This window comes from Bacteroidota bacterium, from assembly GCA_016720935.1.
Classification (GTDB): domain Bacteria; phylum Bacteroidota; class Bacteroidia; order AKYH767-A; family 2013-40CM-41-45; genus JADKJP01.
The window spans coordinates 126,253-152,949 of record JADKJP010000003.1; the positions used below are offsets into that span (position 1 = coordinate 126,253).

22 protein-coding genes are annotated in these 26,697 nt (G+C 40.3%); 3 read left to right on the plus strand and 19 right to left on the minus strand.

Features of this window, described 5'->3' with window-relative positions; all coding sequences use genetic code 11:
- Positions 1–45: 45 nt before the first annotated feature.
- The 3 genes from IPP86_03045 to IPP86_03055 all read right to left on the minus strand — a co-directional run bounded on the left by IPP86_03045 (position 46) and on the right by IPP86_03055 (position 3,144).
- Positions 46–1,107, minus strand: a complete 1,062-nt coding sequence (locus IPP86_03045; GenBank protein ID MBL0137491.1) for an efflux RND transporter periplasmic adaptor subunit — start codon at positions 1,105–1,107, stop codon at positions 46–48.
- A 17-nt stretch (positions 1,108–1,124) separates the two neighbouring features.
- On the minus strand, positions 1,125–2,456 hold the full coding sequence (locus IPP86_03050) for a TolC family protein (protein MBL0137492.1): 1,332 nt from the start codon (positions 2,454–2,456) through the stop codon (positions 1,125–1,127).
- Between the two features lie 64 nt (positions 2,457–2,520).
- Positions 2,521–3,144: a TetR/AcrR family transcriptional regulator gene (locus tag IPP86_03055; protein MBL0137493.1), complete on the minus strand. Its 624-nt coding sequence runs from the start codon at positions 3,142–3,144 to the stop codon at positions 2,521–2,523.
- Positions 3,145–3,501: 357 nt separating this feature from the next.
- Here IPP86_03055 and IPP86_03060 point away from each other — a divergent pair, with 357 nt between their 5' ends.
- Positions 3,502–4,788, plus strand: coding sequence for an MgtC/SapB family protein (locus IPP86_03060; GenBank protein ID MBL0137494.1), 1,287 nt, complete (start codon positions 3,502–3,504; stop codon positions 4,786–4,788).
- Between the two features lie 111 nt (positions 4,789–4,899).
- Here the strand turns inward: IPP86_03060 and IPP86_03065 are convergent, their stop codons facing one another.
- Positions 4,900–7,440 carry a T9SS type A sorting domain-containing protein gene (locus IPP86_03065; GenBank protein MBL0137495.1) on the minus strand — a complete coding sequence of 847 codons (2,541 nt, stop codon included), beginning with the start codon at positions 7,438–7,440 and terminating at the stop codon, positions 4,900–4,902.
- Between the two features lie 327 nt (positions 7,441–7,767).
- Here IPP86_03065 and IPP86_03070 point away from each other — a divergent pair, with 327 nt between their 5' ends.
- Both IPP86_03070 and IPP86_03075 read left to right on the plus strand, forming a co-directional pair.
- Positions 7,768–8,070 carry a hypothetical protein gene (locus IPP86_03070; GenBank protein MBL0137496.1) on the plus strand — a complete coding sequence of 101 codons (303 nt, stop codon included), beginning with the start codon at positions 7,768–7,770 and terminating at the stop codon, positions 8,068–8,070.
- Between the two features lie 410 nt (positions 8,071–8,480).
- Positions 8,481–11,054 carry a T9SS type A sorting domain-containing protein gene (locus IPP86_03075; GenBank protein ID MBL0137497.1) on the plus strand — a complete coding sequence of 858 codons (2,574 nt, stop codon included), beginning with the start codon at positions 8,481–8,483 and terminating at the stop codon, positions 11,052–11,054.
- A 78-nt stretch (positions 11,055–11,132) separates the two neighbouring features.
- Here the strand turns inward: IPP86_03075 and IPP86_03080 are convergent, their stop codons facing one another.
- The 15 genes from IPP86_03080 to IPP86_03150 all read right to left on the minus strand — a co-directional run bounded on the left by IPP86_03080 (position 11,133) and on the right by IPP86_03150 (position 26,689).
- Entirely contained in the window at positions 11,133–12,410 is a 1,278-nt protein-coding gene (locus IPP86_03080; protein MBL0137498.1) for an ABC transporter permease, read from the minus strand.
- 1 nt (position 12,411) lies between these two features.
- Positions 12,412–13,821: an ABC transporter permease gene (locus tag IPP86_03085; protein MBL0137499.1), complete on the minus strand. Its 1,410-nt coding sequence runs from the start codon at positions 13,819–13,821 to the stop codon at positions 12,412–12,414.
- A 161-nt stretch (positions 13,822–13,982) separates the two neighbouring features.
- Positions 13,983–15,101 (minus strand): ABC transporter permease, encoded by a 1,119-nt coding sequence (locus IPP86_03090; protein MBL0137500.1) that lies wholly within the window; start codon positions 15,099–15,101, stop codon positions 13,983–13,985.
- Positions 15,098–16,204, minus strand: coding sequence for an ABC transporter permease (locus IPP86_03095; protein MBL0137501.1), 1,107 nt, complete (start codon positions 16,202–16,204; stop codon positions 15,098–15,100). The genes IPP86_03090 and IPP86_03095 overlap by 4 nt, the downstream gene beginning before the upstream one ends.
- 31 nt (positions 16,205–16,235) lie before the next feature.
- The gene (locus tag IPP86_03100) at positions 16,236–16,976 is read right to left on the minus strand and encodes an ABC transporter ATP-binding protein (GenBank protein ID MBL0137502.1); all 741 of its coding nucleotides are present in this window, start codon (positions 16,974–16,976) and stop codon (positions 16,236–16,238) included.
- Positions 16,976–17,911: an ABC transporter ATP-binding protein gene (locus tag IPP86_03105; protein MBL0137503.1), complete on the minus strand. Its 936-nt coding sequence runs from the start codon at positions 17,909–17,911 to the stop codon at positions 16,976–16,978. Before IPP86_03105 ends, IPP86_03100 begins: the two co-directional genes overlap by 1 nt.
- Before the next feature lie 24 nt (positions 17,912–17,935).
- Positions 17,936–18,826 carry an HlyD family efflux transporter periplasmic adaptor subunit gene (locus IPP86_03110; GenBank protein ID MBL0137504.1) on the minus strand — a complete coding sequence of 297 codons (891 nt, stop codon included), beginning with the start codon at positions 18,824–18,826 and terminating at the stop codon, positions 17,936–17,938.
- Positions 18,827–18,848: 22 nt separating this feature from the next.
- Positions 18,849–20,144, minus strand: coding sequence for a TolC family protein (locus IPP86_03115; protein ID MBL0137505.1), 1,296 nt, complete (start codon positions 20,142–20,144; stop codon positions 18,849–18,851).
- Between the two features lie 19 nt (positions 20,145–20,163).
- Positions 20,164–20,811 (minus strand): TetR/AcrR family transcriptional regulator, encoded by a 648-nt coding sequence (locus tag IPP86_03120; protein ID MBL0137506.1) that lies wholly within the window; start codon positions 20,809–20,811, stop codon positions 20,164–20,166.
- A gap of 261 nt (positions 20,812–21,072) precedes the next feature.
- A complete protein-coding gene (locus IPP86_03125; protein ID MBL0137507.1) occupies positions 21,073–22,341 on the minus strand; it encodes an oligosaccharide flippase family protein in 1,269 nt (422 codons plus the stop codon).
- A 287-nt stretch (positions 22,342–22,628) separates the two neighbouring features.
- Complete coding sequence (locus tag IPP86_03130) at positions 22,629–23,072, minus strand: hypothetical protein (GenBank protein ID MBL0137508.1); 444 nt, start codon at positions 23,070–23,072, stop codon at positions 22,629–22,631.
- Positions 23,062–23,988 carry a hypothetical protein gene (locus IPP86_03135; GenBank protein ID MBL0137509.1) on the minus strand — a complete coding sequence of 309 codons (927 nt, stop codon included), beginning with the start codon at positions 23,986–23,988 and terminating at the stop codon, positions 23,062–23,064. Before IPP86_03135 ends, IPP86_03130 begins: the two co-directional genes overlap by 11 nt.
- A complete protein-coding gene (locus IPP86_03140) occupies positions 23,985–25,337 on the minus strand; it encodes a hypothetical protein (GenBank protein MBL0137510.1) in 1,353 nt (450 codons plus the stop codon). Before IPP86_03140 ends, IPP86_03135 begins: the two co-directional genes overlap by 4 nt.
- A gap of 9 nt (positions 25,338–25,346) precedes the next feature.
- Positions 25,347–25,829, minus strand: a complete 483-nt coding sequence (locus IPP86_03145; protein ID MBL0137511.1) for a hypothetical protein — start codon at positions 25,827–25,829, stop codon at positions 25,347–25,349.
- Positions 25,826–26,689, minus strand: a complete 864-nt coding sequence (locus IPP86_03150; protein ID MBL0137512.1) for a hypothetical protein — start codon at positions 26,687–26,689, stop codon at positions 25,826–25,828. The genes IPP86_03145 and IPP86_03150 overlap by 4 nt, the downstream gene beginning before the upstream one ends.
- Between the last annotated feature and the right edge of the window lie 8 nt (positions 26,690–26,697).

The window sequence follows — 26,697 nt, forward strand, 5'->3', positions numbered from 1 at the left end:
CTAATTAATTTTGAAAAGGTTGAAAGCAAATAAATGTTTATGTTCTTATTTGGTTTCTATGACTTGAATCGGTGATTGATCAGTCAGGTAAGCACTTCCGGACACAATAAGTGAAGAGTAATTTTCTAAACCTTCAGAAATCAACACAGTGTTTTTTTCAATGCCTGAAATTTTTACCGGGACTTTAACAGCAGTGTGATTGTCCTTTGTCACAAACACAAAACCTGTATTGGCATTTCCATCCAGCAGTGCTTCGTAAGGAATTGCCCAGACCTGCGATAGATGTGCGCATGAAATTTCCACTTTGCCAAACATTCCGGATGCAATGTTCAAAGCTTTTGCGTTTTTTAGTTTGATGTCTGCTGAAAATGATCCGGTCATCATGTCCGCGTTTTCTGATTTTGAATAGACAAAACCTTCTACCTGATCCAGGTTCAGAGCCGAGACATTCACTAACGCTTTATCGTTCAGATTAATCTGAGCCCATTCCCTGTCGCTCATGTTCACGCGCAGAATCCAGTCGGCCTGACCTTTCGAACTTGTTTGAATCACCGGCATTCCCGGACCAACAATTTGTCCTTCGTTGGCAACTTTTTTCAGAACAACTCCGTCGTTCGTCGCACGGATTTCTGAATAGGAAAGATTAAAGTTTGCAGCGGACAACTGCTGTTGTGCAATTTCCATCCCGGTTTTTGCATTTTGCAATTGCTCCAGTGTAGTTACACTGTCATGGTATAAATTTTCGACACGTTGGTAATCTCTGCTTGCTTTTTCAGCGGCACTTTTTGCCTGATTAACCTGCGCAGAAATTTCTGCCAGATTGAGGGTAGCTAGTATTTGTCCTTTTTTGATAGACTCACCTTCTCTGACAAATATTTTGTTTATAACACCACCTGTTTTGAAGGAAAGAATGGTTTCATCGTCTGTGGTAAATTGTCCGGATGCGTGAATGACAGGAATAATTTCTGTTTTTGTTAATGCAATGACTTTGACAGGAATTGTTTCTTCATTCTTTTCACTGCCTGCAGATGATGATTTTTTTCCGCATCCGGCGAGCAGGAGCACAGTTGCGACACTAAAGCTGATAAAGATTAAAGCCTTTTTCATGGTTATCGGATATAAAATTATTTTGTTGTTTCTCTTTCGTAATTGGCGACAGCGGCCAGTAATTGATATTTATTGATGATCACAAGAAGTGATGCGGAAGCAAGTTGATTTCTTGCGTCTACTGTTTCGATGAATGTATTGACGCCTTCTTTGTACCCTTTGTCAATCAGGTTGTAATACGCCTTTGCCGCTTCCAGTTGTTTTTTACCGGCAGTGTAGTTTTCGTTTGAGGTTTTTAAATTGTTCTTCGCTACCTCTGCTGAAAGTTGAATTTGTTTACTTATGTAATTACTATTCAATTGATGATTCTGTAAATCGAGTTTGGATTGTTTGGTTTTATAAGAGTTTTTTCCTGCTGCAAAAAGCGGAACATCCAATTGTAGACCAACAAAATAGTAACGTGAATCCTGGTTGTATTTCCAATCCTTTGCCTGTGAACCGAGATCCAGGAAGCTGTTCAGCTTTGGCGTCCAGAACGCTTTGTTCATTTTTACAACATTCTCATAAACAGATGCTGATGTTTCAAGAGCTTTTAATTCGGTTCGTTTAGCAGTTGAAACTTCTGTCAATAAGTAGTTCGCGACTTTTGTTTCGTCTACTTCATTTGAATTCAAAGTATCAATGGACTGGCTCGCATCTACATTGATCAGAAAATTGAAATACAGTTGCGCATTCCTGGATTTCTCTTGTGCCGAAGTGATTGCGGCTTGCAGATTTTGAATTTCGCTTTCGGAGCGAAGCACATAGGCGCTGACTCCTTTTCCATTTTTAACCAGGCTTTCGTTGATTCGCTTTCCTTCTTTTGCTAGTGTCAGCGCGCTTTCATAAATAGATACAGCCTGAGTCGCGCTGAGAAAATTGTAATAAGCGACTTTTATAGAGCGAATCAGTTCAGACTTGTAAATTTCAACTTCGAAAGTTTGTAAGCTTACCTGTTGCTTCTGAATTTTATGATTATAAATCAGGTCGCTGTTGATGATTGGAAGTGTCGTTCTGATTTTCGCATCGTAAAAATTATTTGGGAGAAAATTTGTTTCCACATTGCTGATCTGCGGAAACGCATTGCTCATGGTTAACTGGTTCAAGGTTCCATAAACCGGATTCATGATGTCGCCCAGTGGAATCGCGATACTTCTTCCGCCTTCACCGCTTTGATAATCTCCCTTTATTCCTACGGAAGGCAGGAAGAGACTGTTGGCCGACTTCAGTGAATACATTGCCTTCTCCAATCCGATATTTTTTTGCTGAAGAACAAGGTTGTTTTTTAGTCCTGTTTCGATGTATTTATCGAGACTTGTTTGAGCATTCACAGTTCCAAAAGAAGCTGTAATAAATGTGAAAATGAGAATTTTGCGAAGATTTAAATACGTGTGTTATCATAATTAACAGTGTTAATCATTAGGGTAAAATTTTTTAGCTGGAAATATCCATTGTGTTGATCATCCAATTCAGCGATTTGTGCATGGTCGGGATAATTTCAGCCGCATCCAGCAATTTTTCAAAACGCTGACGAATTGCAAGTGACACCAGGCCATGTACCATTCCCCAGATCCCCATTGCCATGGTGTTAATATCGCCCGGTTTTATTAATTTTTTCTCCATGCATTCCTGGAGAATCATCTTCAAAATATTCAATGCATTATCACCACCTTGCCAATCACATTCTTTCATCTGGTTGATGAATTCGATGGGAGCCGGCAGGATGAACATCAGGTCGTAATACTCGGGGTATTCAAGGCCGAAACGAATGTAATTTTCACCTAATTTGTGCAAGCGTAACAATGGATTTTTAATGTCAAAAATATCCTTGTTGAGCTCTTCCATTTTTTTGAAACCGATCTGATGGAGTTCGTACAGAATTTCATTTTTGTCTTTGAAATACAGATAGACTGTTGTCGGACTGTATTCAATCAGGTCGGCGATCTTTCGTATCGTGACTCCATTATATCCATGTTCCGAAAAAAGCTTCACCGAAGCGTCCAGAATCTGGTTCTTTAGTTCGGCTTTCTGTTTCTCTTTTCTTTCAGTAATTCCCATGGTTCAAGTTTTCGTGTGCAAATATAATTAACACTGTTAAGTAAAAACAAGAATTTTCTTTAAAATGGATTTAATGTGCTGAAAAACAATTATATAAATTGATGTCATGGCTGATTGATAAGTAGAGAAATAAGTGACATTACGCTGTTTATGTCACTTTCCGGGGATCACTCCTGATAAACGTCCTTGATCCTCATCATTACTATTTCACTCAAATTAGATGACCTTTAAGGAATGAAATCAGCGGTATTGTTCGTTATTTGAAATGGGTAGATAACACATGGTACCAGGTCATTATGAGCACAAAAAAAATAACCTCAAACCTCGAACTTCAAACCTTGAACCTCGAACTAAAACATGTCCAATAATTTTCTAACCGATCATTCTTTTCTCTTTTTCGATTTCCTGATCGTGTTGGCGCTTTCATTCATTATTGGTTTAGAACAAAGAAGACATCATCTTGATCAGGACGAGCCTGCGGATCAGTTGTTTGGTACGGATCGCACTTTTACATTCATTGGAATTCTTGGTTTTATATTGTTCACGCTTGATCAGCAGTCGAAGATTTTATTTTTAGGTGGAGGTTTGGTGATCTCAATTTTCCTGGCGATTTTTTACAATCATAAAATCTCCATTCGAAAAAAGTACGGACTCACTTCCATACTTTCCGCACTCATTACCTATTGCCTGGCTCCACTGGTCATGACAGAACCTCCATGGCTGGCTTTGTTGATAGTAGTCACGGTACTCATTTTTACAGAGATGAAAGAAGAGTTCGTGAGTGTGTCGAAAAAGTTTGGAAAAGATGAGTTCATCACCCTGGCAAAATTTATTCTCATAGCCGGAATCATTCTTCCAAATTTACCGGATGAACAGGTGTTTTCATTTATTCCGCTTTCACCTTACAAGATGTGGTTGGCAATTGTCGCGGTTTCCGGAATTTCTTATTTCAGCTATCTGTTGCAAAAATTTGTATTTCCGAAATCGGGAATCGTTGTGAGTGGAATTCTTGGAGGTTTGTATAGCAGTACTGCGGTTTCACTGATACTCTCAAGGAAAAGCAACGACAAGATCGTTTCTCCAAATGAATATGCGGCGGGAATAATATTCGCGACTTCCGTGATGTACATACGGATCTTTTTAATTGTGTTTCTTTTTAATTCAGAATTGGCAATGCAATTGTTACCTTATGTATCATTATTACTACTTGTAACACTCGTTTGTGGCTTTGCTGTTTACAGGAAAAAAGATAAAGGAACATCCGATACGGCAACTGTGATATTCCTTCAAAAAAACCCGTTGGAATTTCGGGTTGCCATCGGGTTCGCGATCTTCTACGTCATGTTCATGTACTTACTGAATTTTTCAGAAAGCCATTATGGAACTAAGGGCCTGAATTTTCTCTCCTTCATCGCGGGTTTCGCGGATGTAGATTCCTATGTAATGAATCTTGTTCAGGGAAAATTTGCAATAAGCAATATTGTAATGATCGCCTACATCATCAAAACATCCGCATCGAACAACCTGATAAAAACTATTTATTCCCTTTGGCTCGCCGAAAAGAAAACAAAGCGATTACTTTTGATTTCATTTACACTTATACTTATAGCGAATGTTTTGGTGATTGGATGGCTAGGGTTTTAGGTGCTTGTTAGTTTTTAGCTTTTGGTTTTGGAAATTTGGGGTTGGTATTCGGTATTGTAAATTATTTTTTCTGAAGGGATTCCCTAACTGTTTTTCTGTTCAACATCCGGCTTAATTCACAATCACACGACCGATAAAACTCTCATCATCACCAATGGTTCCTTTGCAAACATAAATACCGTGACTGAGTGTGCCCGAAGGAATGTTCAGCCTGTTCTGATTTGCAGGCAAAGAAGTACTGTTGACCAGGTGTCCCATCATGTCAAAGATTTCCAGAAGTCCGTCATTTGTGCCAACTGATGGATACTCAAATGTAAATGATCCATTGTTTGGATTTGGGAAAATACTGAACTGTGATGGTTTTGGTGCGACAGAAACTCCATTCAGAATAGAATATAAATCAGATTCCCAGATCCCGCGTCCATAGGTGGAAATGCGTAATTTGTTAGTTGCACGGTAGAGTGCGAAATCCGTGATCTGCACAGCAGGAAGACCATCACTGAATGTAATCCAGAAGTTCATTGAATCATTGGTATAAAAAACACCAATATCTGTTCCAACATAGATTCCATGTGCACTGTTGGGTTCATAGAAACTTGCATTCGCCGGAACATTCGGAAGATTCAGACTAATGTTTTGAAAACTCTGTCCGCCATTTGTACTCCTGTAAACATGATTACCAAAACCGTAACGTGTGATCCACACATTCATTGGATTTGAAGGATCAACGGTAATCGAAGAAATGGTTTCAGTTCCTGACAAAATTGTACTCGCCCAGTTCTGTCCGTGATCGTATGTATAATAGAAATAATTTTCCTGACTAACATAAATCACATTCGTGTCGGATGGAGCCACTGCTAATGAATTTATCGCATAAGCACTGATCAGATTTAAATTCAGTCTTGTCCATGAATCACCCTGATCGGTGGATTTGTATACATCGTTATAACCCGCGTAAATTGAATTGTTGTTTTGAGGGTTGAGCAGATAAGGTGTAACCCAGTTTCCACTGATAGTGCTGCCTGTACTGTCGCGAGGTGTAATTTCATGGTATTGATCATTTGTCCATTGATCACGTGAACGATAAAGTTGTCCTGTCACATAAGTAGTATAAATAACATTATCATTGTTCTCATCAATGGCAGTTACCATCGCGTCGCCCCCATTTGTTGATGCCCAAAAATTTTGATTGATTCGTTTTCTGCCTCCATTATCCTGCGTACCGCCAATCATGAAATAAGGATCTGTTTGGGAAGTAGCAAGACTATAAAATTGAGTAATCACCAGGTTGTTGGATAATTCGGTCCATGTTAAAGTGTTTTCATTGTACCTGTACACTCCACCATCATTATTGAAATATATTTCATCCGGATTTAATGGATTCCAGCAAATGTTGTGTAAGTCAGCATGAACTTCAGGATAAGCTCCGGAATTATACCAGTCAGTGATTTGATTCCAGGTCATACCACCATCTGTAGATTTTTCAACAATCATACCGCCACAATACATCACATTCGCATTTTGTGAGGAGATAAAAAATGCGGCCATGCCTGGTAAGCCTGAGTTTCGAAGCGTAAAATTTACTCCGCTGTTTGTAGAAACATACAAACTCATATTCTCACTGTGGAATACTGCCACCAGATTCGGATCAGCAGGACTGACGGCAAGTTTGATAGATCTTTGCGAGATTCCAAATGTTGTTGCCTGGTTCCATGTTGCTCCTGAATCATTGGAAAGAAATACTTCGCTGGATCCCCAATAATCATCTGTACACATATATACTGTGCCGGGGTCTCCGGGTTTTATTTCAATATCGGATACTGAAGAATTGTAAACTTTTGTCCAGTTGGTGCCTCCATTAATGGTGCGAAACAATCCGTCAGTTGTTGCAGCATAAATCATGTTGGAGTTTCCCGGATTCATCAGCAATTTGTAGACAGCAATCTGACCGGCAAGTTGCCATGATAAGGGTGTTGGATTCCAGCTGGCACCACCATCTGTTGATTTGTAAACACCCATGCTGTAATTCCACCAACCAACAGCATCTCCCGTAGAAACATACAAAGTATTTGGATCATTGAAATCCACAACAATGGAACCTGCGCTCACAAAAGGCAACTGATCACCAAGGGCAGCATAGGTTTGTCCGCCATCGGTGGTTTTCCACAAACCGCCATTCGGAGCTCCAACATAAAACACATCCGGATTGTTTGAATCGAATGCGGTGCAAGTTGTTCTTCCCATGCCGTCATAACCGCCGGTGCATGTTGTTTGTGAAATACATGTCCAGTTGCCGGCAAAATTTGAAGAAGAGTTTCTGGTATTAAGAGAGTTCTTTTTTTCGAATTCGTGATATAAAAACGATGATGCCGGATAAGAACCATCCGGTAATACCCGGTCTTTCCAAAAATTTTCCCAACGTTTGAACTGAGCATATTCTTCCTGCTCTTCAAATGCTGCATCTTTGTCGACATCGGAAAGTGCTTGGCTCTCTTCCGATTTTAGTTTTTTATCAAAATACTTTTGAGCAGCTTCACGTGCTTTGAAGAAGTTGGGCTCCCTGGTGTAGGGTGGAAGGGAGTTCTTGTTTTCCTGTGCAAATAAAATGGTTGAGAACAGAATGAAAACAGAGAGGAATGGGAGCTTTTTCATTGATTTAGTGTGTAAGCAAATATAAATAAAAGTATAGTGGTCTGCATAGGTCCTTTGTACAATCAATCAACTCTTGTAATAATCCTGTAGTTTAAACTAAGAGTGATACCGCTATTTATTAAACCGCTGATACCGCAGAGACTTTTCTGCGAAGGGCGCAAAAGTAATTGCCTTTTCTTGCGTCCTTTACGTATCAAATTCCGCGATCTCTTCGGTTTAAAAATAAGTTGGATTCAATATGCTTTTATTTATGATCGAATAACCTTTCGTCATCTTGTATTCATTTAAATTTTGTGCTCAGCCTGTACTTTTGAAAATAAAAACTGTATGCCGGATAACGATAAATCTTCGCACATTTTAAGTACTTCTTCAAACCTGCTTGGATTCTGCCTGGTCATTATTACTTCTCTGAAAGTTTCCAATTATTCCGAGAAAACACTGATTGATGAATTTACTGCTATTTCGGCACTACTCTTTATGGTCTCGAGTATCTTATCTTTTTTATCAATTCGTACAAAGAAGCTGGTTCTTTCTGTACGGTACGAAGCAATAGCAGACAATTTATTTCTGCTGGCATTGTTTTTTATTTTCTTTACGGTAGCGTTAATTACTCTACGAATACTTGTCTAAACTCATTACGAAAGGAATCAGGAAAAACTGATATCCTGAAATCGCCAAAAAATATTTTAGGGAAGTGTAAACCTTTCAACAGTAAATTGCGTGTTTGCTGAGATAAGACCTGGAAGTGTTAAAATATCTTGCCTCAAGTAATACCAGATGTTTTTTTTAAAGCTGATCGGAGAAAATCCTGAAATATTGAATTAAGTTTGGTGAACGTATCAATTTTGATGGCGAATATTTGCATTGAACATAAAGTATCGAAGCCGAATTTATATTTGTCTTTTTGATATGAATTCTGATTAAAGAGTTCTAAATTTCGAATTGTATCCATAAGAAATTTATTGACCTTAAATAAATCATTCCCTGGCCGGAATGACAAATTATTTCCCCCTAAAATCTAATTGAAAAAAAACAACCAGATGAGAAAAAATCATTTACAATTTCTACTTGCCTTCAGTCGAATGCTTCTGATCACGGCGATCTTTTTGATTTCGCAAAATCAGAAATCATTCGCGACTCACATGGCAGGAGCGGATCTGACTTACCGCTACCTTGGAAATAATCAGTATGAAATCAATTATACTTTTTATCGTGATTGCGTAGGGATTTCAGCTCAGACTTCTATCGATATTACCATGAGCTCTGCTACCTGTGGAACTTCCGGTATTCTTACACTAATGCCGATACCGGGAACCGGACAGGAAATCACACGTGTCTGTCCGGGTGCATCAACTACCTGCAGCGGTGGAACAGAGCCGGGTATCCAGAAATGGGAATATCGCGGAGTCGCCACAATCGCGAATTGTCCCGACTGGATCTTTGGTACAAGAGAATGTTGTCGTAACGGTGCCATCACAACACTTGTAGATCCATTGGTAGAACAGATGTATGTTGAAGCAACTTTGGATAATTCCACTTCGCAGAATAACTCACCTGTCTTTTCAAATATTCCAATTGCATTTGAATGTATAGGTCAGAATAATTATTACAACCACGGTGGTCTGGATGCTGACGGAGATTCACTGGTTTATTCATTTGTTGCTCCCTTAAATGACGCGAATCTTCCTGTTCAATACCTCGGAGGTTATTCTGTAACCAATCCGATTACCTCTTCTCCTGCTGTATCAATCAATCCTCAAAGCGGTGACATCTTTATGCATCCGACAACTCCAGAAATCGCTGTGATGGCGGTTCAGATTTATGAATACCGTAATGGTGTACTGATCGGAACAGTTATTCGTGATTTGCAGATTTATACTGTAGTATGTAGTAACGAGCTGCCACTGATGAGTGGTATCGACAGTACAAATATTTATACTACTCAAACTTGTCTTGGCGCTTCAGTTTGTTTCGATGTGTTTTCAGCAGACCAGGATCAGCCTGATTCCTTAACCATTAACTGGAACCAGGGAATCTCTGCAGGAACATTTACCGTGGCGCCCGGTCGTCGCCCGGTTGGTCACTTCTGCTGGACACCAACTGCAGCGGATGTTCGCCCTCAGCCATGGTATTTCACAGTAACCGTAATTGACAATGCTTGCCCTTCAAACGGAGCCCAGACATTTTCATATGGTATCACTGTTTCCGAATTGAATGTAAACAGTACAAGTACAAATGTAAGTTGTGCCGGTGGTCACAATGGTAGCGCAAGTGTCACACCTACAGGTACCGGACCTTTCGAATATGTCTGGATGCCCGGAGAATATACTTCTCAAACACTAACACATTTATTCCCGGGAGAGTATAATGTCATGGTGACGAATGCAGCCGGTTGCCATACAACACAATATTTCACAATCACTGAACCTCCTGCTTTGGTTTCTGTAATCAATGGTTATGATGCTTCCTGCAGCGGGCAACCCGGAGCGGTTGCTATAGATGTCAGTGGTGGAACCGGTCCTTATTCCTATCTGTGGAATACTGTTCCTCCTGCTTCAACGGATTCTGTAGGTAATCTTGCAGCCGGAACTTATGCAGTACTGGTTCGCGATAATAATAATTGTACACTGAGAGATACTGTGACAATTGCAGGCGGTTCAGGTTTCACGGCTTCCATGCTCACAACACCTGCAACATGCAATGCCGCTGATGGTACTGCATCAGTAACCGTAAGCGGCGGCAGTGGTGATTTCACTTATGACTGGACACCTGCTGTAAGTACTGGTGCAAATGCAACCGGACTTACTTCCGGATATTATTCTGTACTCATCACAGACAATCAGACAAATTGTACTCAGCTGGTTTCGGATCTTGTGGGTAATAGTTCTGGCATAACTGCTTCTTTGGTTTCATCAACCAATGCACATTGTCAAAATGGCGAAGATGGAAGCGCGGAAGTTGCTGGTAGTGGTGGAATGGCTCCTTATTCTTACCTATGGTTGCCGGGTGGTGCAACAACTGCAGCTGTTTCAAATCTGGCTCCGGGTAATTATACAGTCCAGGTTTCTGATTACAATAATTGTCCTGCATTCATCACAGTAATTATCGGTTATGATTTCCCTTCTCCGGTAGTTGATCTTGGTCCTGATACAACAATTTGTCTCGGTGATATGATCACGCTTGATGCAGGTGCCGGCTTTATGGATTATTTCTGGTCAGATCAAAGTACTACTCAGCAAATTGTTGTAGGTGCTTCGGGTCCATACTCAGTTTTAGTAACAGATGTGAACGGCTGTCAGAATTTTGATGATGTGATCGTGTCGACTATTTCCTGCCAGCGCAGCTTCTATGGAAGTTCTTCACGGGCAATCACTCCTCTTGTTTATCCAAATCCTGCACTTGATGAACTCAACATTGTTCTCAATACTATTCATGAAACGAATATTGTCATTCGAATAGTGAATGTAGTAGGAGACCAGGTTTATCAATCGGTTCAGGATTCAAAAGGAAACTTCCGTAAGAAAATTGATATCGAATCCTTCACACCGGGTATTTATTTTGTGGAAATCCGATTCTCCGGTGAAACACATGTTTACAGAACTGTTAAGATGTAAAACCTTTGTTTAGGGAATAGCTCAGGGGCGCAAGGGATTCTATCCTTTGCGCCCCTTGTTTATTGAATGAGTGTGTTTTTAGTTTTCTGATTTTTCCAGTCTGTCGGCCAGCGTATTCAGAGAAGCAAGCAAAAGAAAAATACAAAGACCCGGGAAAAGAATCAGCCACCAGGCACTAACATTTTCTTTTCCTTCATACAGCAATTGTCCCCAGGTGACGATTCCCTGTGGTACTCCGATTCCCAAAAACGAAAGTCCTGTTTCAGCAAGTATCGCGGAGGCCACACCATAAATCAAGAATACTTTCAGTTGAGAAAACGTGGAAGGGAGCAAATGAAATAAGAATAATCTCCAGCCGGGCATTCCAATTGATCTTCCTGCGTCAATATAACCGGAGTCACGTTGTGACATCACCAAGGCTCTTACCATTCGTGCAATGGATGTCCATGAAGTGAGTCCGATGATGAGAATGACAGATAAAACAGAGGGTCTGAAGATCAAAGCAAAAGTGATGAGGACGACGATTCTTGGAAGGGAAAGAAACAATTCAATGATTCTGTTAATAATTGCATCAACAGGTACAAATAATTGCTTATTGAACCAATCTGGAAATCGAACCCGTGAAATTAAATTTACCGGAAGAATAATGAATATCAAGAGGCCGGATAAAGAGATGAGGACATTCACCGTTCCAATCAGAATGGACTTATCAAAACTCTGTTGAATGGAGTAGGAGCGAAGTTCGAAAAAATAAAACCAGGCCGGGAGCAATAATAATAAGATTAGTATTGCGGAAATTCGTTTCAATTTCAAAAGCGAATTCCCATAGTATCCGGAGAGAAGACCTAGCAAAATTCCAATCAGCAGTGCTATGATCATAGAGCAGATGCCTATGGTGAGTGAAATACGTGTGCCCTCGATGAGTCCTGCCAGAAGATCATTGCCGAGATTTCCTGTACCAAGCAAGTGTCGATTTCTAAATGAGAGTTCTTTGATGCCCTCTGTTGTACTTGTAAATTGTTTTTCAAAGGGAGACTTAAAATTGCTGTTGTTGAGATCTGATTTCCCGGCTGAATAGGGAATCAGTGGCATAAGAACAAATCCTTCCCGGAGCGTATCCCATCGAATATTATCCGTGCGAATATTTTTTGAACTACCGTCCTGAGAATGGATTGTTGTATAAGGATCATTTGAGAAGGCGGGAAAGCTAAAATGTCCGTGTTGTATCAACAAAACAGGTTTCTCATTGGAAAGAATTGGTCCGGTGACTGCAATAAATAGAAAAGCAGCGAGCACGATCAAAGGGAGCCGAGGCAGCTTACTAAAAATATTTTTGCTGAATTTCCTCTGTTCCATATTATTTCTCCAGGTTAATGCGTGGGTCGGCGAAAGAATACAGAATGTCGGTAATTAAAAATCCGGCAATTGTGATGATGCCGGTCAATGTAAAAATAGCGAGTATCACGGGATAGTCCAGTGCATCTACGCTCTGATACATTGCCAATCCCATTCCCGGAATGGTAAACACTGTTTCCAGAATTATGGAACCGCTTATAGCGTATGGAAATACATTGGAGAACATAGTAATAATAGGCAGCAGGCTATTCCTGAATACGTGTCGCCACAAAATAGTTTTTTCATCAAGCCCTTTCGCTCTTGCAGTTTTAATATAATCCTGTTTAAATACATCTATCGCATTCGCACGAATGCTTCTTGTGACAAATGCAAAGGAGCTGTATGTATAACAGATAGTAGGAAGTATTAAGTAGGGCAATGAAATAAGTACTTTACTGAAGAAGCCGCTTTCGGCAGGATACCCAGTAATCGGTTTTATACCGGAAGCGGGAAGCAGATTAAGCATATCCGGATTGCAAAAAAACATCATGAGTAAAGTAGCCAGCCAAAATGCAGGTAGAGAATACAGAATAGTAAACAATAAGGATGTGTTTTTGTCAAATCTTTTTCCCGGTTTTGCAGCGGATTTTAGAGCAACAGGTATGCTAATCAGAAAACTGAGTAGCACTGATGTGAGTGTAAAAAATAAGGTCCAGCCTATACGGTCACCAATGAGAGATAATACTGGCTGTTTGCTTACATAGGAAATTCCCCAATCCCCACGCAACACTCCTTTGTTGCCGGAATTATCACCAAACAAATAGGAATGAAACTGATTTCTCGAATTGAAGCTGATGCATGGGACCCATGTACGCAAATGAGCAGGGTGCGATTGAATTTCCTGTAGAGTATTTTGAAGGAAAGAGATTGTAGCTAGGCCAGATGAATCATTTTTATTTGACAACTGAAGATTTTGCAGGTAATTCTTTTGTTCATCAAAGGAAGCATAGTTAAAAAGTGAACGAATAGAAGATGTAAATTCAGGATTGCTCAGGTCTCTGCCATCAGACATTTCTTTCCAAAGCTGGTAATAGTTCATGATGGCTTCGGTATTTCCATTTTCTCTCAGGAGACAAGTCAAAGACTTACGTTCCTTCCCGGATACTAATTTGTACAGTGTGTCCGGTTCTGCTTTGGTGTGCAAACTGAAATAAAACAAGGGTTGATCCAATCCAAGACGATGCGTCCAGTATGCTTTTTCTTTTTCATGAACAATAGAAGCAGCAGAAGACTCATCTTCATTATTTCCGGATTGAAGCATTCTTTCAACCGGATCTCCCGGGCACAGGTGTATCAATAGAAACGCGCAAAACAACAGCAGGAATACTGAAGGGATGAAATAAAGAATTTTCCTGATGTAATAGTTTCGCATTCTTACCAAGGTCATTTGCCGGCCACAGACGACAAGTGTGTTTAAAGGTAAAAATAGAAAATTCACTATGGCCAAATAACCTGCTTTCCGATATTTACTAAGAATCGGATTGTTAAAAGAGTCAGGATCCGGGTAATGATGCCCTGTCCCAACTGGCAATTTTAGGATGTTTTTCTATAGTTCAGGATTGCCCAGCCATTGAAGACAAGAGCGAATAAGAGGATGACCAGGATGTGATGCGTGATGTTGTGAAAGGTACTTCCCTTGAGTACAACCATTCTCATCACTTCAATGAAATAGGTTACAGGGTTCAGTTTGGCAATCACCTGAGCCCATCCCGGCATACTTTCGATCGGAGTAAATAGACCACTCAGCAGGTTAAAAATCATGATGAAGAAAAATGAAACCGACATGGCCTGTTGCTGAGTAGAGGAATAGGTTGAAATCAATAAACCGAGTCCCAGAATAGCCACGAGGTAAATCGATAGAAAAGCGTACACCAATAAAATATTACCTACGGGATTGATGCCATAGACCAGTCGGGCAATGATCATTCCCATTGTGAAAACGACAATTCCAAGCACCCAGAACGGGATGAGTTTGCCCAGGATAAAATGCAGTTTGCGTATTGGTGTAACATTGATTTGTTCGATGGTTCCTATTTCTTTTTCCTTAACGATGTTCATCGCGCACATCATACTACCAACCATGGTAACCAGAAGTACAAGAATTCCCGGAACCATAAATATTTTATAATTCATCAGCGGATTGTACCAGTTTGAGGAAACAATTTCAAATGAAGGGAGCGGGTTCAATTTCGTCGGTTGGATCCATTGCATTCTTACTTCAGCATTGTAAGCTGCGACAATTCCACTCAGGTAACCGCTTCCGACTAATGCCTTTGGTCCGTTGATAGCATTGGCAGCAATGTAGAGTTTCTGCTCACCTTCGCGAATCAGGTTTCTTTCAAAATGAGAAGGAATCTCGAGTACAATATCCGCCTTGTCTTGTTCGATGAGTTGATAGGCTTCTTTGAAACTTGAATTGTAGGAAGATAGAATAAAGTAACCGGAAGACCTGATTTTGGAAATCAACCGTTGCGATTCCATTGAATGGTCATTATCGACAATCGATAAGGATATATTTTTTACTTCGTAATTTGCCGCCCAGGGTAAAACCATCAGCTGCATCAATGGGGCTATAAGAATTGCACGCAACAAAGTTTTGTTACGGAAGATCTGACGGAACTCTTTTTGAAGGAGAAATCGAATAGTTCTCATGCCAGTCGGATTTTAAAACTACGTATGCTAATCATCAGTAGTGCAACCGCCATTCCTGAGAGAATCAGCGTTTCTTTCCATACAGATTGAAAACCGGAACCCTTGATCATGATCGATTTTACGATGATGTAAAACCATTTTGAAGGAACCACATTGGAAATGGTTCGAAGGGGAAGCGGCATATTTTCAATAGGGAAAAGAAATCCGCTCAACAACAATGTAGGCAGCAGGGTTGCCATCAATGAAATGAACATGGCTGTCTGCTGGGATTCTGATTTGATGGAAATCAAGAGTCCCAGACACAGTGAAGTAATAATGAACACCAGACTGATGGCGTACAATAACAGGATACTTCCCTGTACCGGTAAATTGAGAAAGAAAGTACTCAGTAAGAGGATGGAGGTGATGTTTACGAGTGATATCAACAGATAAGGAACAAATTTTGAAACAATCACCATCATTGGTTTGAATGGAGAAACCAATAGAATTTCCATAGTCCCCAGTTCTTTTTCCCGTACAATTGCAATAGCTGTCATCATTACACAGATCAGCATCATGATCATGGCCATCATCCCGGGAATAAAAGTATGCTCGCCTTTCAGTTGCGGATTGTATAACATCCGGATCTCAGGAAGAATGCGATAGGGAATTTTACTTCCTTTATTTATTTGCGATTGGTAATCCGTTACAATAGCGCTGATGTAATTCGTCAGCGTCGTGGCAGTGTTGATATCGGAAGCATCGGCAATCACCTGGATGCTGGCCTTATTTGTCCGTGCCAGGTCTGCTGAAAAATTCAATGGGAAAATGACTGCCATTTTGATTTTCCCTTCTTTGAATGACTCCTCAATGTCCCTCTGACTTGCCAGTGATTTTTCAATATCAAAATACCTGCTGGCTTCCAGTTTGTCGATGATCTCGCGACTTTTCAGATCCTTGGCATAATCCACAACAATTATTTTCGCGTTTTTTATTTCATTTGTAAGCGCGAATCCAAAAAGAATAATCTGCGCGATGGGCAGACCGAACAGCATGAGCAATGTTTTCCTGTCTCGGAAAACGTGGTAGAATTCTTTTTTTACAAAAGATAAAAGTTGCTTCATGATAAATGGTGGAGTAATTTATGTTTCATCCTTATTCACTTCTTTTTGCTCTTCGTGCTAACTGGCGGAAGACATCGTCCATTGAAACTGCATTAAACTTTTTCTTCAGGTTCACCGGACTGTCCAGTGCTTCGATAACTCCGTCTACCATGATTGAAATACGATTACAGTATTCGGCTTCGTCCATATAATGTGTAGTCACAAACGCGGTGATGCCACGGCTTGAAGCATCGTAGATGAGATCCCAGAATTGTCGGCGTGTTACGGGGTCAACTCCGCCTGTTGGTTCATCAAGAAATACAATCCGGGGTTCGTGAATGATGGCAACAGAGAACGAGAGTTTTTGTCTCCAGCCAAGTGGCAAACTACTTACCAGTTGATTCGCTTCACTTACAAGATCCAGTTGTTTCAGTAGTTTGTCGGTCTTTACTTTAATTTCAGAGTTACTAAGGCCATAAATACCGGCGTAGAATTTAATATTTTCGGAAACAGTGAGATCTTCATACAGAGAAAACTTCTGACTCATGTACCCGATATTCTGTTTGATTTTCTCTCTCTGTTTGTACACATCAAAGCCGGCTACATGGGCTTCTCCGGAAGATGGGACAAGCAATCCACACAACATTCGCATTGCTGTGGTTTTGCCTGCTCCATTCGCGCCAAGGAAACCAAATATTTCCCCTGGCTGAACTTCAAAACTCAGTTCATTCGCGGCGACAAAGTCTCCGAATTTCTTAGTGAGTTTATTTGTATAAATAACCGGTTGCGACATCAGGAGGCTAATATTTCTGAATCAGAAGGATGTGTCATCAATTTGATAAAGCAATCCTCGATCTTTGGTTCTGTTTCGATGAATTCAATATTCAGGTGTCCGAGATTTTTTAATTCATCAAGCAAATCTTTTCTTCTATCCTGTTTCGATTTGAACGTAATGTGCAGGAATTCGCCAAAAGCATTGCAACTGTCGATCAGAGGTGATTTTCTCAGATCTTTTAAAAGATCGTACATACGATCTGATTTAATTCCATAGATTTTTTCACCGTATGCTGCTATAATATTCGTCGGCTTATTGATGGAAAGAATTTTCCCCGACTGGATGAGCGCAATGCGATCACACAGTGAGGCTTCGTCCATGTAAGGAGTGGAAACAAGAATGGTGATACCTTGTTGTTTCAGTCGTTTCAGCATTTCCCAGAATTCTGTTCTGGAAACAGCATCGACACCGGTGGTAGGCTCATCGAGAAACAACACCGAAGGTTTGTGTATCAATGCACAACTCAATGCCAGCTTCTGTTTCATTCCTCCGGAAAGTTGTCCGGCCTTTCTTTTTTTGAAAGGTTCTATTTGAACATATATATCTTTGATCAAATCGTAATTTTCCTCGATGGTAGTGTCAAATATCGTCGCGAAAAAAGAAAGATTCTCTTCAACGGTCAGATCCTGGTACAATGAAAATTTCCCGGGCATATAGCCGACACTCTCACGGATCTTTTTGTAATCTTTCACAATGTCAAATCCGGATACGGTTCCTTTGCCTCCGTCGGGCAGGAGTAAAGTCGTGAGCATTCGGAACAAGCTGGTTTTTCCGGCTCCGTCAGGTCCAATCAATCCGAAAATTTCTCCCTTGTCAACAGTAAATGAAACATCATTTACCGCTTTGACGAGACCTTTATTATACGTTTTGATTATGTGCTCAACAGCAACCATTGGTTTGTTTTAAGATTTGGAGCCTCAAAGTTTGATCTCACCATACATGCCGATCTTGAGCAAACCGTCATTTTTTACTTTTACTTTTAGAGCATACACCATATTGGATCTTTCTTCCTTTGTCTGGATTGTTTTGGGTGTGAATTCCGCTTTATCACTGATCCAAACGATGGTACCCGCATACTCTTTCAGGTTTTTCGCACCATCATCAGTAAACACTTTTACATTTTGGTTTAGTTTGATTTGGCTGAGTTGCGCTCCGCTCACATAGGCTCTCAGATACAATTCAGAAAGATCAGCGATCTTATACAATGCTTTTCCTGCCTGGGTCATTTCTTTCTCCTCTGCATATTTTGTAAGAACTGTTCCATTAACTGGGTTTACCAGTTTGCATTTGGAAAGTTGATCATTGATTTGTTCGATTTGAACTTCTAGTGGATTCGTTTGTTGTGTAATACTTTCGGAAGTAATCGTCAGAGCCGACTGCTGGGCGGCAAGTTGTTTTTTGATCACATCAACCTGTGCTGTCGCGTCGTCCAGTTGTTTTTGTGTGGCTGCTTCGGCTTTTACAAGATTACTCAGGCGTTTTTGCTCTCGTTCAGCTGTGGCAAGTTGTATTTGCAGGGAAGCGATCTGTGTGGATATATCAGGACGCTGACTGAGGGTTGAGCGAATTTGTGATTCCAATTGTTTTCTTTTCAGATACAGTTGTGTGCTGTCGATGTATCCAACTACATCTCCGGCTTTTAGAGTCTTTCCTTCTTCAATGTTGAATTGAAGCAAAGCTCCGGTTACTTCAGAAGAAATAATTGTTTCTTCCGTTTCAAAGGATCCGGACGCATCAAAATTAATCTGGTTCCGGTTACAGGAGAAAAGCAAAAGACTCAGGAGGGATAGGAATGAAATGGATTTCATAGTGCTGGAAGGATAATGTGAATTAATTGCCTGTAGTATATTGTTGTGTGTAGAGTGCGAGAAGAAGCTGTATTTCATGTAGAATTTTATTTTGCCTGGCCTGATCTTCTGCTGAAATTTCTTTCAGATAGTCATTTGTGGTGATGACACCGTTTTCGAGCTGGACCTGCGCTCTCGATTTAATTGATGTTCTCAATTGAACGATTTCATCATCAGTATTCAGCAGTGATTTCAATTTATTGATTTCAGCATTGATCTGGGTGTTCGTTGAGTTTGTATTAAAGAGAAAAATTTCTTTTTGTGAATCATTCATTTTTCGATCGAGTTCAACTAAGGCTTTTTCTTTATGCAGTGTATACAAACCGCTGACTGACCAGTTCAATCGGATTCCGGCGATATAATAGGAGGAAAGATCTTTGGAGAGAAGATTTACAGGTGATGGTTGTCCCCATCCACCCTGGAAAAACAAACCGAACTTAGGCAGATTGCGTGCGGTTAATAATTTTTTCTGAGCATCGAAACTTTTGTCCCGACTGGAAAAATAACTTATTTCCGGACGGTTAATACCGGCAACGATGGTTTGTTGTGTCGGAGTTTCAAGAACTGTGTTATCCGGCATTGAAGTGTGAGTGAATTGTGAAAGCATTTCAAGATATGCTTTTCGTGCAGCATTGAGTTCTATAGTCTTTTGATTGGCTCGTAAGAGTTCTGCTTTCAGTTTATCGGCATTACTTTTGTATTCCGTTCCATTGGCAAGTGCTGCATTTATTTTATTGAGACCGGTTTGAATATCATTTTTCAGAAGTTCGTTTTGTTTGAGTTGTGCATCGATCATCAGAATGCCAAAATAGAGCTGATTCACACGATCTCTCAGCTTGTACAATTCAACTTCAAGATTGGCAGTTTGGACGTCTGACTGAGCGCGCTGAACTTCCTTCTGCTTTCCTACGGTGATCAGATCAGTGATAGGCTGGTTGAGCTCACCGTAAATTTTAAACTGATCTTTTGGTACAGCGGGTATAGAGAGTCCCGGTAAACGCACAGGAATTTCTGTAACATCGGATTGATAGGTGGCTTGTCCGCCGATATTCAGTTGCGGCCAATATCCTTTGTTAAGATTATCAAGAGAATACTCCCTGCTTTTGGAAAGTAGTTCCGCTTGTTTTGAAAGTGGATAATTGACGCTTGCCAAATGCTGACAGGAATCCAGGTTCAGAGATTGTGAAAATAATTGCAGTGGGAGGAATGCGAGAACAATCCATAAACCGGTGGTACGGGTGAGAGGGAAAATTTGGTTAACGATTGAATGTTTCAACATGTTTGAAAATTTACATGGGTTAACGTGACTTTTTTACCGCTTTTGATTTGAGCATTGAATTTATCCAGAGAGGGATCATTTCTTTTCTCTCCTGCATCATTTCATTGTATTGTTTTGTCGAAACCCCTGAAATTTTCATGAGCATGGGTGAGGCTACAAATGGAAACACGATCAGACTCATCATGTTTGCCATAAAATGGAACACATGCATTTCCGGGAATTTCCCGTCTTTCATTGCTTCGCGGATTTGTTTCACGAATGAAGAGCGAGCAATTCCGGCAATCATATCTAATTTGGCTGGTAACTTATCGGGATGCTGTCTTATTTCGCTTAATATAAATAGAGGCAAATCGGGATATTGAGAGAAAAGATCAATATAACTCGATACCAATCGTTGAATCTTTACATCAATGGTTGTTGTTTCATCGTTAAACTTTTCAGCGATCCCTTCTACAAAACGAAGTAAGCTCTCCTCCATAATAAGGTTGAAGAGTTTTTCTTTGCTTCGGAAGTAGTAATTGAGAAGTGCCAGATTGATTCCGGCTTCTTCAGCGATATCACGAGTCTTTACAGCTGAAAATCCTTTTTGTGTAAATAATTTCCGGGCGGCGATTTTAATCTTTTCTTCTGTGGAAGGATCGACTTCTTTGTTTTTCTGTTTGGCCATGATCTGGTGCTCGAAGGAGACAAAAGTATGTCAGGTAATATTATTAAACAAATAATTTAAACAAATGATTAAATAATGTGTTTAAAAGGTTTGGATTATTTTAAGCCAATTCGGGTTATTTTTCGAATTCTGATCTGAAAGCTTGTATTTAATCAGGAAATCCGGGAAAAAGAAGGATTCGGAAATTTTTATCAATGCCCGGATAACAAGGTGCTTTTCACTCCAATCATTTTTAAAAAAGTGGGCTAAGAGAATGCTGACTTATTTTTGGTTGGAAAGTACTTTCTTTTTTTCCTGAGTATAGAAAAGGTAAATGAAACCGCACCAGAAAAAATTACCCATAACAATTCCAATGGCCGCGCCCATTGAACCATATCTTGGCACCAGGAGAAAACTTGCAAGCACACTCATGAAACTGCCGGCAACAATACTTGTAAATGTTTGCCGGACTTTCTTTCTGAACATCAACAGGAGCGCAGTCACTTGCGCCAGTATACTAAGGGAGATACCGGATACCAGTACCGGGATTAATGGCAATGCAGGGAAATACGATGGATCAATCATCCATTCTGCAATTTGTCGGATGACGAATCCCATAAGGACAAAAAAGATGATGAGTCCGGGATACAGATAACGGAAATTTTGGACATAGTTCCCTTCAGAAAATTGTCTCAGGGTCCTGGGGTTGTTTGAATTCAGAAAGGGTTGTATTAAGATAGGGTCAAAAATGGATGTGAATTTAATCGCCAGTGAAAATAGACCTACATCAACAAGAGTTCCATAATGCAGCAGGATCCAGCGATTGGCGCTGTTCAAAAACCAATAGGATAATGCTCCCGGTACAAATGGCAGGCTTAGTTTTAAAATGTCCTTGATTTGTTCTTTATCCCAGGTAAAATTGAAGAGCTTGATTTTACTTCCTAGAGAGTTCCCAATGATAATTAGCGAAATCATCATGCTGATCAGATTTGCCCAAATAATTCCGGAAATGCCTGTTCGCAGGTAATACACAAAATAAATATTCATTGCCATTGATAACAGGCCGATGGCTATTTGTAGAATTGTGACCGCTTTTGCTCGTTCTGAAAATTTGAGAACAAGAATGTAAATCCCCTGAAAGAAGTTCAAATACGTGGTAAGAATTCCAAAATAAATAAGGTAGAGTGATAATGATCCAAGCGCACGTTCGTGATAGAAGTAAATAAATATTGCTGTGATCACGTACAATAAAGTAGACAAGCCAATGTAAATTGACAAGATTGTATTCATCAGTTTGACCCGTCCTTCTTTTTCATGATGGAAATAATCCATATAGAGGAATTGGACCAGTCCAAGTGAACAGACAATTTCCAGAATGGACGTAAACGTATTAAGTAATTCAAGATTGCCGTAATCACTTGGATGTAACATCCTCGTGTAAAGCGGAATCAGAAAAAAGGAAATTCCTTTCAGAAAAAGTGCCCCTAAACTATAGATGAGCATATTCCGGAGTATCCCGGATTTTAATTTTTCTTTGATACTATTCAGCAAGGGGTGTAAATTCTAATTTCCGGGTGAAGATCTTTTCAGGCCATCTAAGTATTACGTATGGCACTTCAAATATATATGTAATGGCAGAATAATATTATTGTCGAAAGAATACTTATACGAGGCTTATGTTAATACTGCTTTTGTAAAGAGGCAGTTGAGGAATTTATTTTAGTTAAAGTTATCAGATTGAAAATTAGGAACAATTTGAACATTCGTGGAGGTCACCAGAATTTTTGACCAGCTAAACAAAAGCGGATGAAATTTAGTAAAGACCCTGCCGGGTAAAATTATTTGCGGATAGAAATTGCAGCAGTAGTAGCAGTATTGCTAATATGTCCTGCTCTGTCAATGACGTAAACAGAGAAACTAACATTCTGATTGCTGAGAGAAGTATCTGTGATCCCTTGTCCGCCAAGATCAATATTCAGAGATCCAGTGATTGGAATGTTGGAGCCCTCTGGTCCGAGTTGCTGAATACGAAAAGAAGAAATAATTCCAATCCGGTTGTCAGTAACAAAACAGTTTTTTACTCCACTACTATTTTCACCCAGATCACCATCACCATCCTTGTATTTAATAGTAATTGTTACCGGTTCTGTAAATTCCTGAACCGAACCCGGACTAATTGCAGTCACTTCAATCGAAGGAGTTGAATCAAATTCAATCTTGTCTTTGTTGCAGGAGAAACAAAGAAAGAGTGCGGCCCAAAGCAATATCCCTTTACTGTACATAAAAAGAGAAATAAGTTTTATAATAATCAGGCGAATCGAACCTTGGAAATTCAGTGTTGTTGGTATGATGACCATCATTCACATAAATTCGGAAATAAACCGTGGTTCCAACAGGCCATGAAACTGCAGGCAAAGTTGCCAGCCAGGCTGAATATCCTGCAATGTATGTGCTTGCTACAAGTACAGTCGAATTACTGAAATCATTTTTATCTGTAGAGAAATGGATTTCCTTTACCGTGAATTGTCCGGGATCTGTCGCGGAAGTTCCATCGCTTGTATCCGTCGCTACAAAGCCTATAGTTAATGCACTTCCTGCGTTCACCAGAAAAGGACTGATCGGATCACCGTTCAAACGATTTGTATCAATCTGATTTCCGTTTACATCAAAAGCGGCGAAACCGGTAACATTCGGTGGAAGATCAGGCTTCACGGCAACAACTCCGTTCATATCAGGACAACCGGCATTGATCCAATTTTTTACATGGTCAATATCCTCAGTGGACAAACGAATACTGTTGGAGGGCATGTATTCAGTAGTCGGAGTGGTAAGTCGTTCAATTATCCAGGAATCATTGACATTATTTGGTATTGCTCTGTAGGAATAAAATTTTGCCGAATCAAGAGTGAGTTTGTTTACAGCTTGGTAAACAAGAGTTGCATAGGAGGATTCAATGGTTCTGAAATCCGGTTCGAATGTTCCGTCATGACATCCCGGGTTTGCACAGCGTACACTGAAAATATTTTTGTACAAGCCGGCAATTGAATTCGGATCCGGAGGAGTGGGATTGTTGGTGTTCGATGAGTGATCCAGCGCGTCGTAAGGATTCACCGGCTCTGTGTCGTTTTTACAAGACCAGACCATAGCAACCAGCATAGCCGTAATCATCAGCAGGATTATTTTCTGTAGTTTGATCATACAAAGGCGGCTTGAAGCTGGCATGTAGACCAGGGTTTAACTCCATACGTTCCGGGCATGTCCTGATCGAATCCGAGTAAGTTCGCGATAGCCGGAACAATTTCTGTGCTTTCTCCCATAATGGTAGAGATCACCTGGTTCTGTACAACTACATTTGGAGGTCCGACAACGAGACAGAAAATTTCTCTGGCCATTTGCATGTTCGGATCACCTGTAAAATTTGGATCGGTAGGAGCGGTGTGATCCAGCGCACGACGGCCATAAGCATCCACAGAAGTATTCGGATAAAAATTTCTTCCATGTTCAGGTGCAATGATGAGTACCGTATCATCGGCCATTCCCGGAGTTGATTGTATGGTCTTCCACAATTGAGCGACTGCAAAATCCGCTTTGCGAAGGTTGTTCGCGTATTGGGTATATTGAAAATGACAAACATCCACATCCTGCATATTCACCACCAGTAATTCCGGTGTGAAGGTGCGGATGATTTCTTCAGCGAAGAGAATGTTGTACATATCATTATTCATCGCGCTACCTGCGTTCCAGGAATTAAGGAATGCTGAACTTTGCGCTTTGGTATATAAATCTGTGATGAATTGCTGAAGTTGAATTCTGTCAGTATCTGTATTTACTACCCCGGCTGAACCATCGGAATAAGAATGATTAAACATTCCATTCACAAAACCACGGATATTGTTAACCGCAGCTTCCTCCTGACTGCTGAATACACGCGGATTTCCGAGTACATCAAATCCCTGTGGACTGATGAGCGAAGTTGGTGAAATGAAATTAGCGCCATAAGAAGCACCGTAAGCCGAAGCGGAAGAATAATTCAGTGCCGGATAAGGTCCGAGAGTATTCGCCACCCACCAGCATTTCAATGCACTTTGCTGAGGAGAATTGTGTTTGCGGTAATATTCAAAAATGGTAGGTTTTCTCGGATGTTCGCGCAAATTCAAATCTACATCTACATAATTTCCGGTTAGCGCGACTGTATGACCATTGTAATGACCGGTCGGACCATTGTAATAACGGAATTCTTTGAAAAGTGTACCGTAGTTTTGCAATGGAAATGGAAGAGGAGCAGGAGGCAGGGCTTCCATTGCTCCGGCAATATCGGATGAAACAGAACCACCGCCTGAAAGCAAATTCGGCATGAGGTTCCCGTCATTCATGTGAACAGATTCCAGATTTCGCACACCACCAGCATACAAACAAAATACAACATGGTTGACACGACGCATACCCGTCGCGGCGAACAAACTGCCGGATGGAAGCAGGTAGGGTGATGCAATCACTCCGGCAGTAGCCAGTGCTGATTTTTTTATAAATTCCCTTCGTTTCATCATGCTGTGTGATTAATAAAACCTGTATTCATCAGATGTCATCAATGTATAATATACCATTAAAGGATTTATCGAAGCATCCTGATGAATCGTATTCTTCCAGGTGTATTTTTCGAATTCAGAAGGTTCGCGGTTGAAGAATTTTTTATAGGCTTTTACAATGAATGCCGAAGTATCTCCATTAACAACAACTGAATCAGGAATAATTGCCAGTGTATCATTGATGAAATTCCGGATGATACGGTCTTCGATTACTTTTTGATCACCAAATGAACTGTAAGCAATGCTGAGATTCACCAGTCTGGACTGAGGAATTTGGATTCCGAACAGATCTGCATAAGCGATGGAAATAAATTCTGCAGTTGTCTTCTGAGAGTTTTTTACTCCGCCGTTTTGAGAAACATTAACAGGATTGACTTCATACTCGTATTTATTTTCCCGGCTACAGGAAAATAAAATAGTCAAACACAAAAAAATAAAAATCAATTTTTTCATTGGATCCCGATGAATTCGTTTGTAGCTAAAATATCTCTTTGTACAGCGGTATAGTCCCCGGTGCTGCTATATTTTTGTGTGCCACTGAGCATTTCTTCTGTAATTGGTTCACGATTCAGGAATTTGTGATAAAGCAATACAACCTGACTTTCAAAATAATTACTGGAATGTGTGAGAATGTTCAGGTAATCATTTTGATTTGAACCGGCCTGGAGAAACAAAACCGCGTTGATTCCTCCTACCATGTTGATCCCGTTTTGTTGTTCTGAAATTGTCGGGTTTCGGTTAATCAAATGTTGAAAGGTGGAGATTACAAAATTCGCGGCACCCATATTGATCTGGTCGTAGAGGTAATTGTTACACATTCTGCGTTGCAATTCATCTACTCCAATTGTCCCATTGATAAATGCAGGGAATGCGTTTCGCAATTCGATCAGCCTGTCTTGTTGTTGTTGAAGAGCAGGCCATGAAGTAATATTTGTTGAGTCCTGCAGTAAAAATTCAAAGATGTTGATCCAGTTGGTAAATTCGGCGGTGTCAACATTGTTTAGCAAATCAATTTTATTCTGATTGTAAACAGCAGGAAGATAGGAAGGGTCTGAAAAAACGGACTCGAGGAAGTTTTGGCGGGAGGCGCTATCAACTCCACTATTCAAGAGTGCCTGTCGTGCGGTACTGAATTCTGTTTCATCAGGTTCTCTGCCAAGGGTGAGAATATATGTTCGGTTGATATAATTCTCCACTACTACAGGTTCAATCGTATAATCTTCCGGTGGAATATTATTGTCAACTGTAACCAACGCCTCCTTTTTACAGGATGCCAGAGCCAAAACGCATAAGAGAACAGTTAGAAGTCTCATGATTTGGT

Coding starts and splice junctions, on each gene's coding strand:
- IPP86_03045 (MBL0137491.1), bottom strand. CDS start 1,107: ATGAAAAAGGCTTTAATCTTTATCAGCTTTAGTGTCGCAACTGTGCTC.
- IPP86_03055 (MBL0137493.1), bottom strand. CDS start 3,144: ATGGGAATTACTGAAAGAAAAGAGAAACAGAAAGCCGAACTAAAGAAC.
- IPP86_03060 (MBL0137494.1), top strand. CDS start 3,502: ATGTCCAATAATTTTCTAACCGATCATTCTTTTCTCTTTTTCGATTTC.
- IPP86_03065 (MBL0137495.1), bottom strand. CDS start 7,440: ATGAAAAAGCTCCCATTCCTCTCTGTTTTCATTCTGTTCTCAACCATT.
- IPP86_03070 (MBL0137496.1), top strand. CDS start 7,768: ATGCCGGATAACGATAAATCTTCGCACATTTTAAGTACTTCTTCAAAC.
- IPP86_03075 (MBL0137497.1), top strand. CDS start 8,481: ATGAGAAAAAATCATTTACAATTTCTACTTGCCTTCAGTCGAATGCTT.
- IPP86_03080 (MBL0137498.1), bottom strand. CDS start 12,410: ATGGAACAGAGGAAATTCAGCAAAAATATTTTTAGTAAGCTGCCTCGG.
- IPP86_03085 (MBL0137499.1), bottom strand. CDS start 13,821: ATGCGAAACTATTACATCAGGAAAATTCTTTATTTCATCCCTTCAGTA.
- IPP86_03090 (MBL0137500.1), bottom strand. CDS start 15,101: ATGAGAACTATTCGATTTCTCCTTCAAAAAGAGTTCCGTCAGATCTTC.
- IPP86_03095 (MBL0137501.1), bottom strand. CDS start 16,204: ATGAAGCAACTTTTATCTTTTGTAAAAAAAGAATTCTACCACGTTTTC.
- IPP86_03100 (MBL0137502.1), bottom strand. CDS start 16,976: ATGTCGCAACCGGTTATTTATACAAATAAACTCACTAAGAAATTCGGA.
- IPP86_03105 (MBL0137503.1), bottom strand. CDS start 17,911: ATGGTTGCTGTTGAGCACATAATCAAAACGTATAATAAAGGTCTCGTC.
- IPP86_03110 (MBL0137504.1), bottom strand. CDS start 18,826: ATGAAATCCATTTCATTCCTATCCCTCCTGAGTCTTTTGCTTTTCTCC.
- IPP86_03115 (MBL0137505.1), bottom strand. CDS start 20,144: ATGTTGAAACATTCAATCGTTAACCAAATTTTCCCTCTCACCCGTACC.
- IPP86_03120 (MBL0137506.1), bottom strand. CDS start 20,811: ATGGCCAAACAGAAAAACAAAGAAGTCGATCCTTCCACAGAAGAAAAG.
- IPP86_03130 (MBL0137508.1), bottom strand. CDS start 23,072: ATGTACAGTAAAGGGATATTGCTTTGGGCCGCACTCTTTCTTTGTTTC.
- IPP86_03135 (MBL0137509.1), bottom strand. CDS start 23,988: ATGATCAAACTACAGAAAATAATCCTGCTGATGATTACGGCTATGCTG.
- IPP86_03140 (MBL0137510.1), bottom strand. CDS start 25,337: ATGATGAAACGAAGGGAATTTATAAAAAAATCAGCACTGGCTACTGCC.
- IPP86_03145 (MBL0137511.1), bottom strand. CDS start 25,829: ATGAAAAAATTGATTTTTATTTTTTTGTGTTTGACTATTTTATTTTCC.
- IPP86_03150 (MBL0137512.1), bottom strand. CDS start 26,689: ATGAGACTTCTAACTGTTCTCTTATGCGTTTTGGCTCTGGCATCCTGT.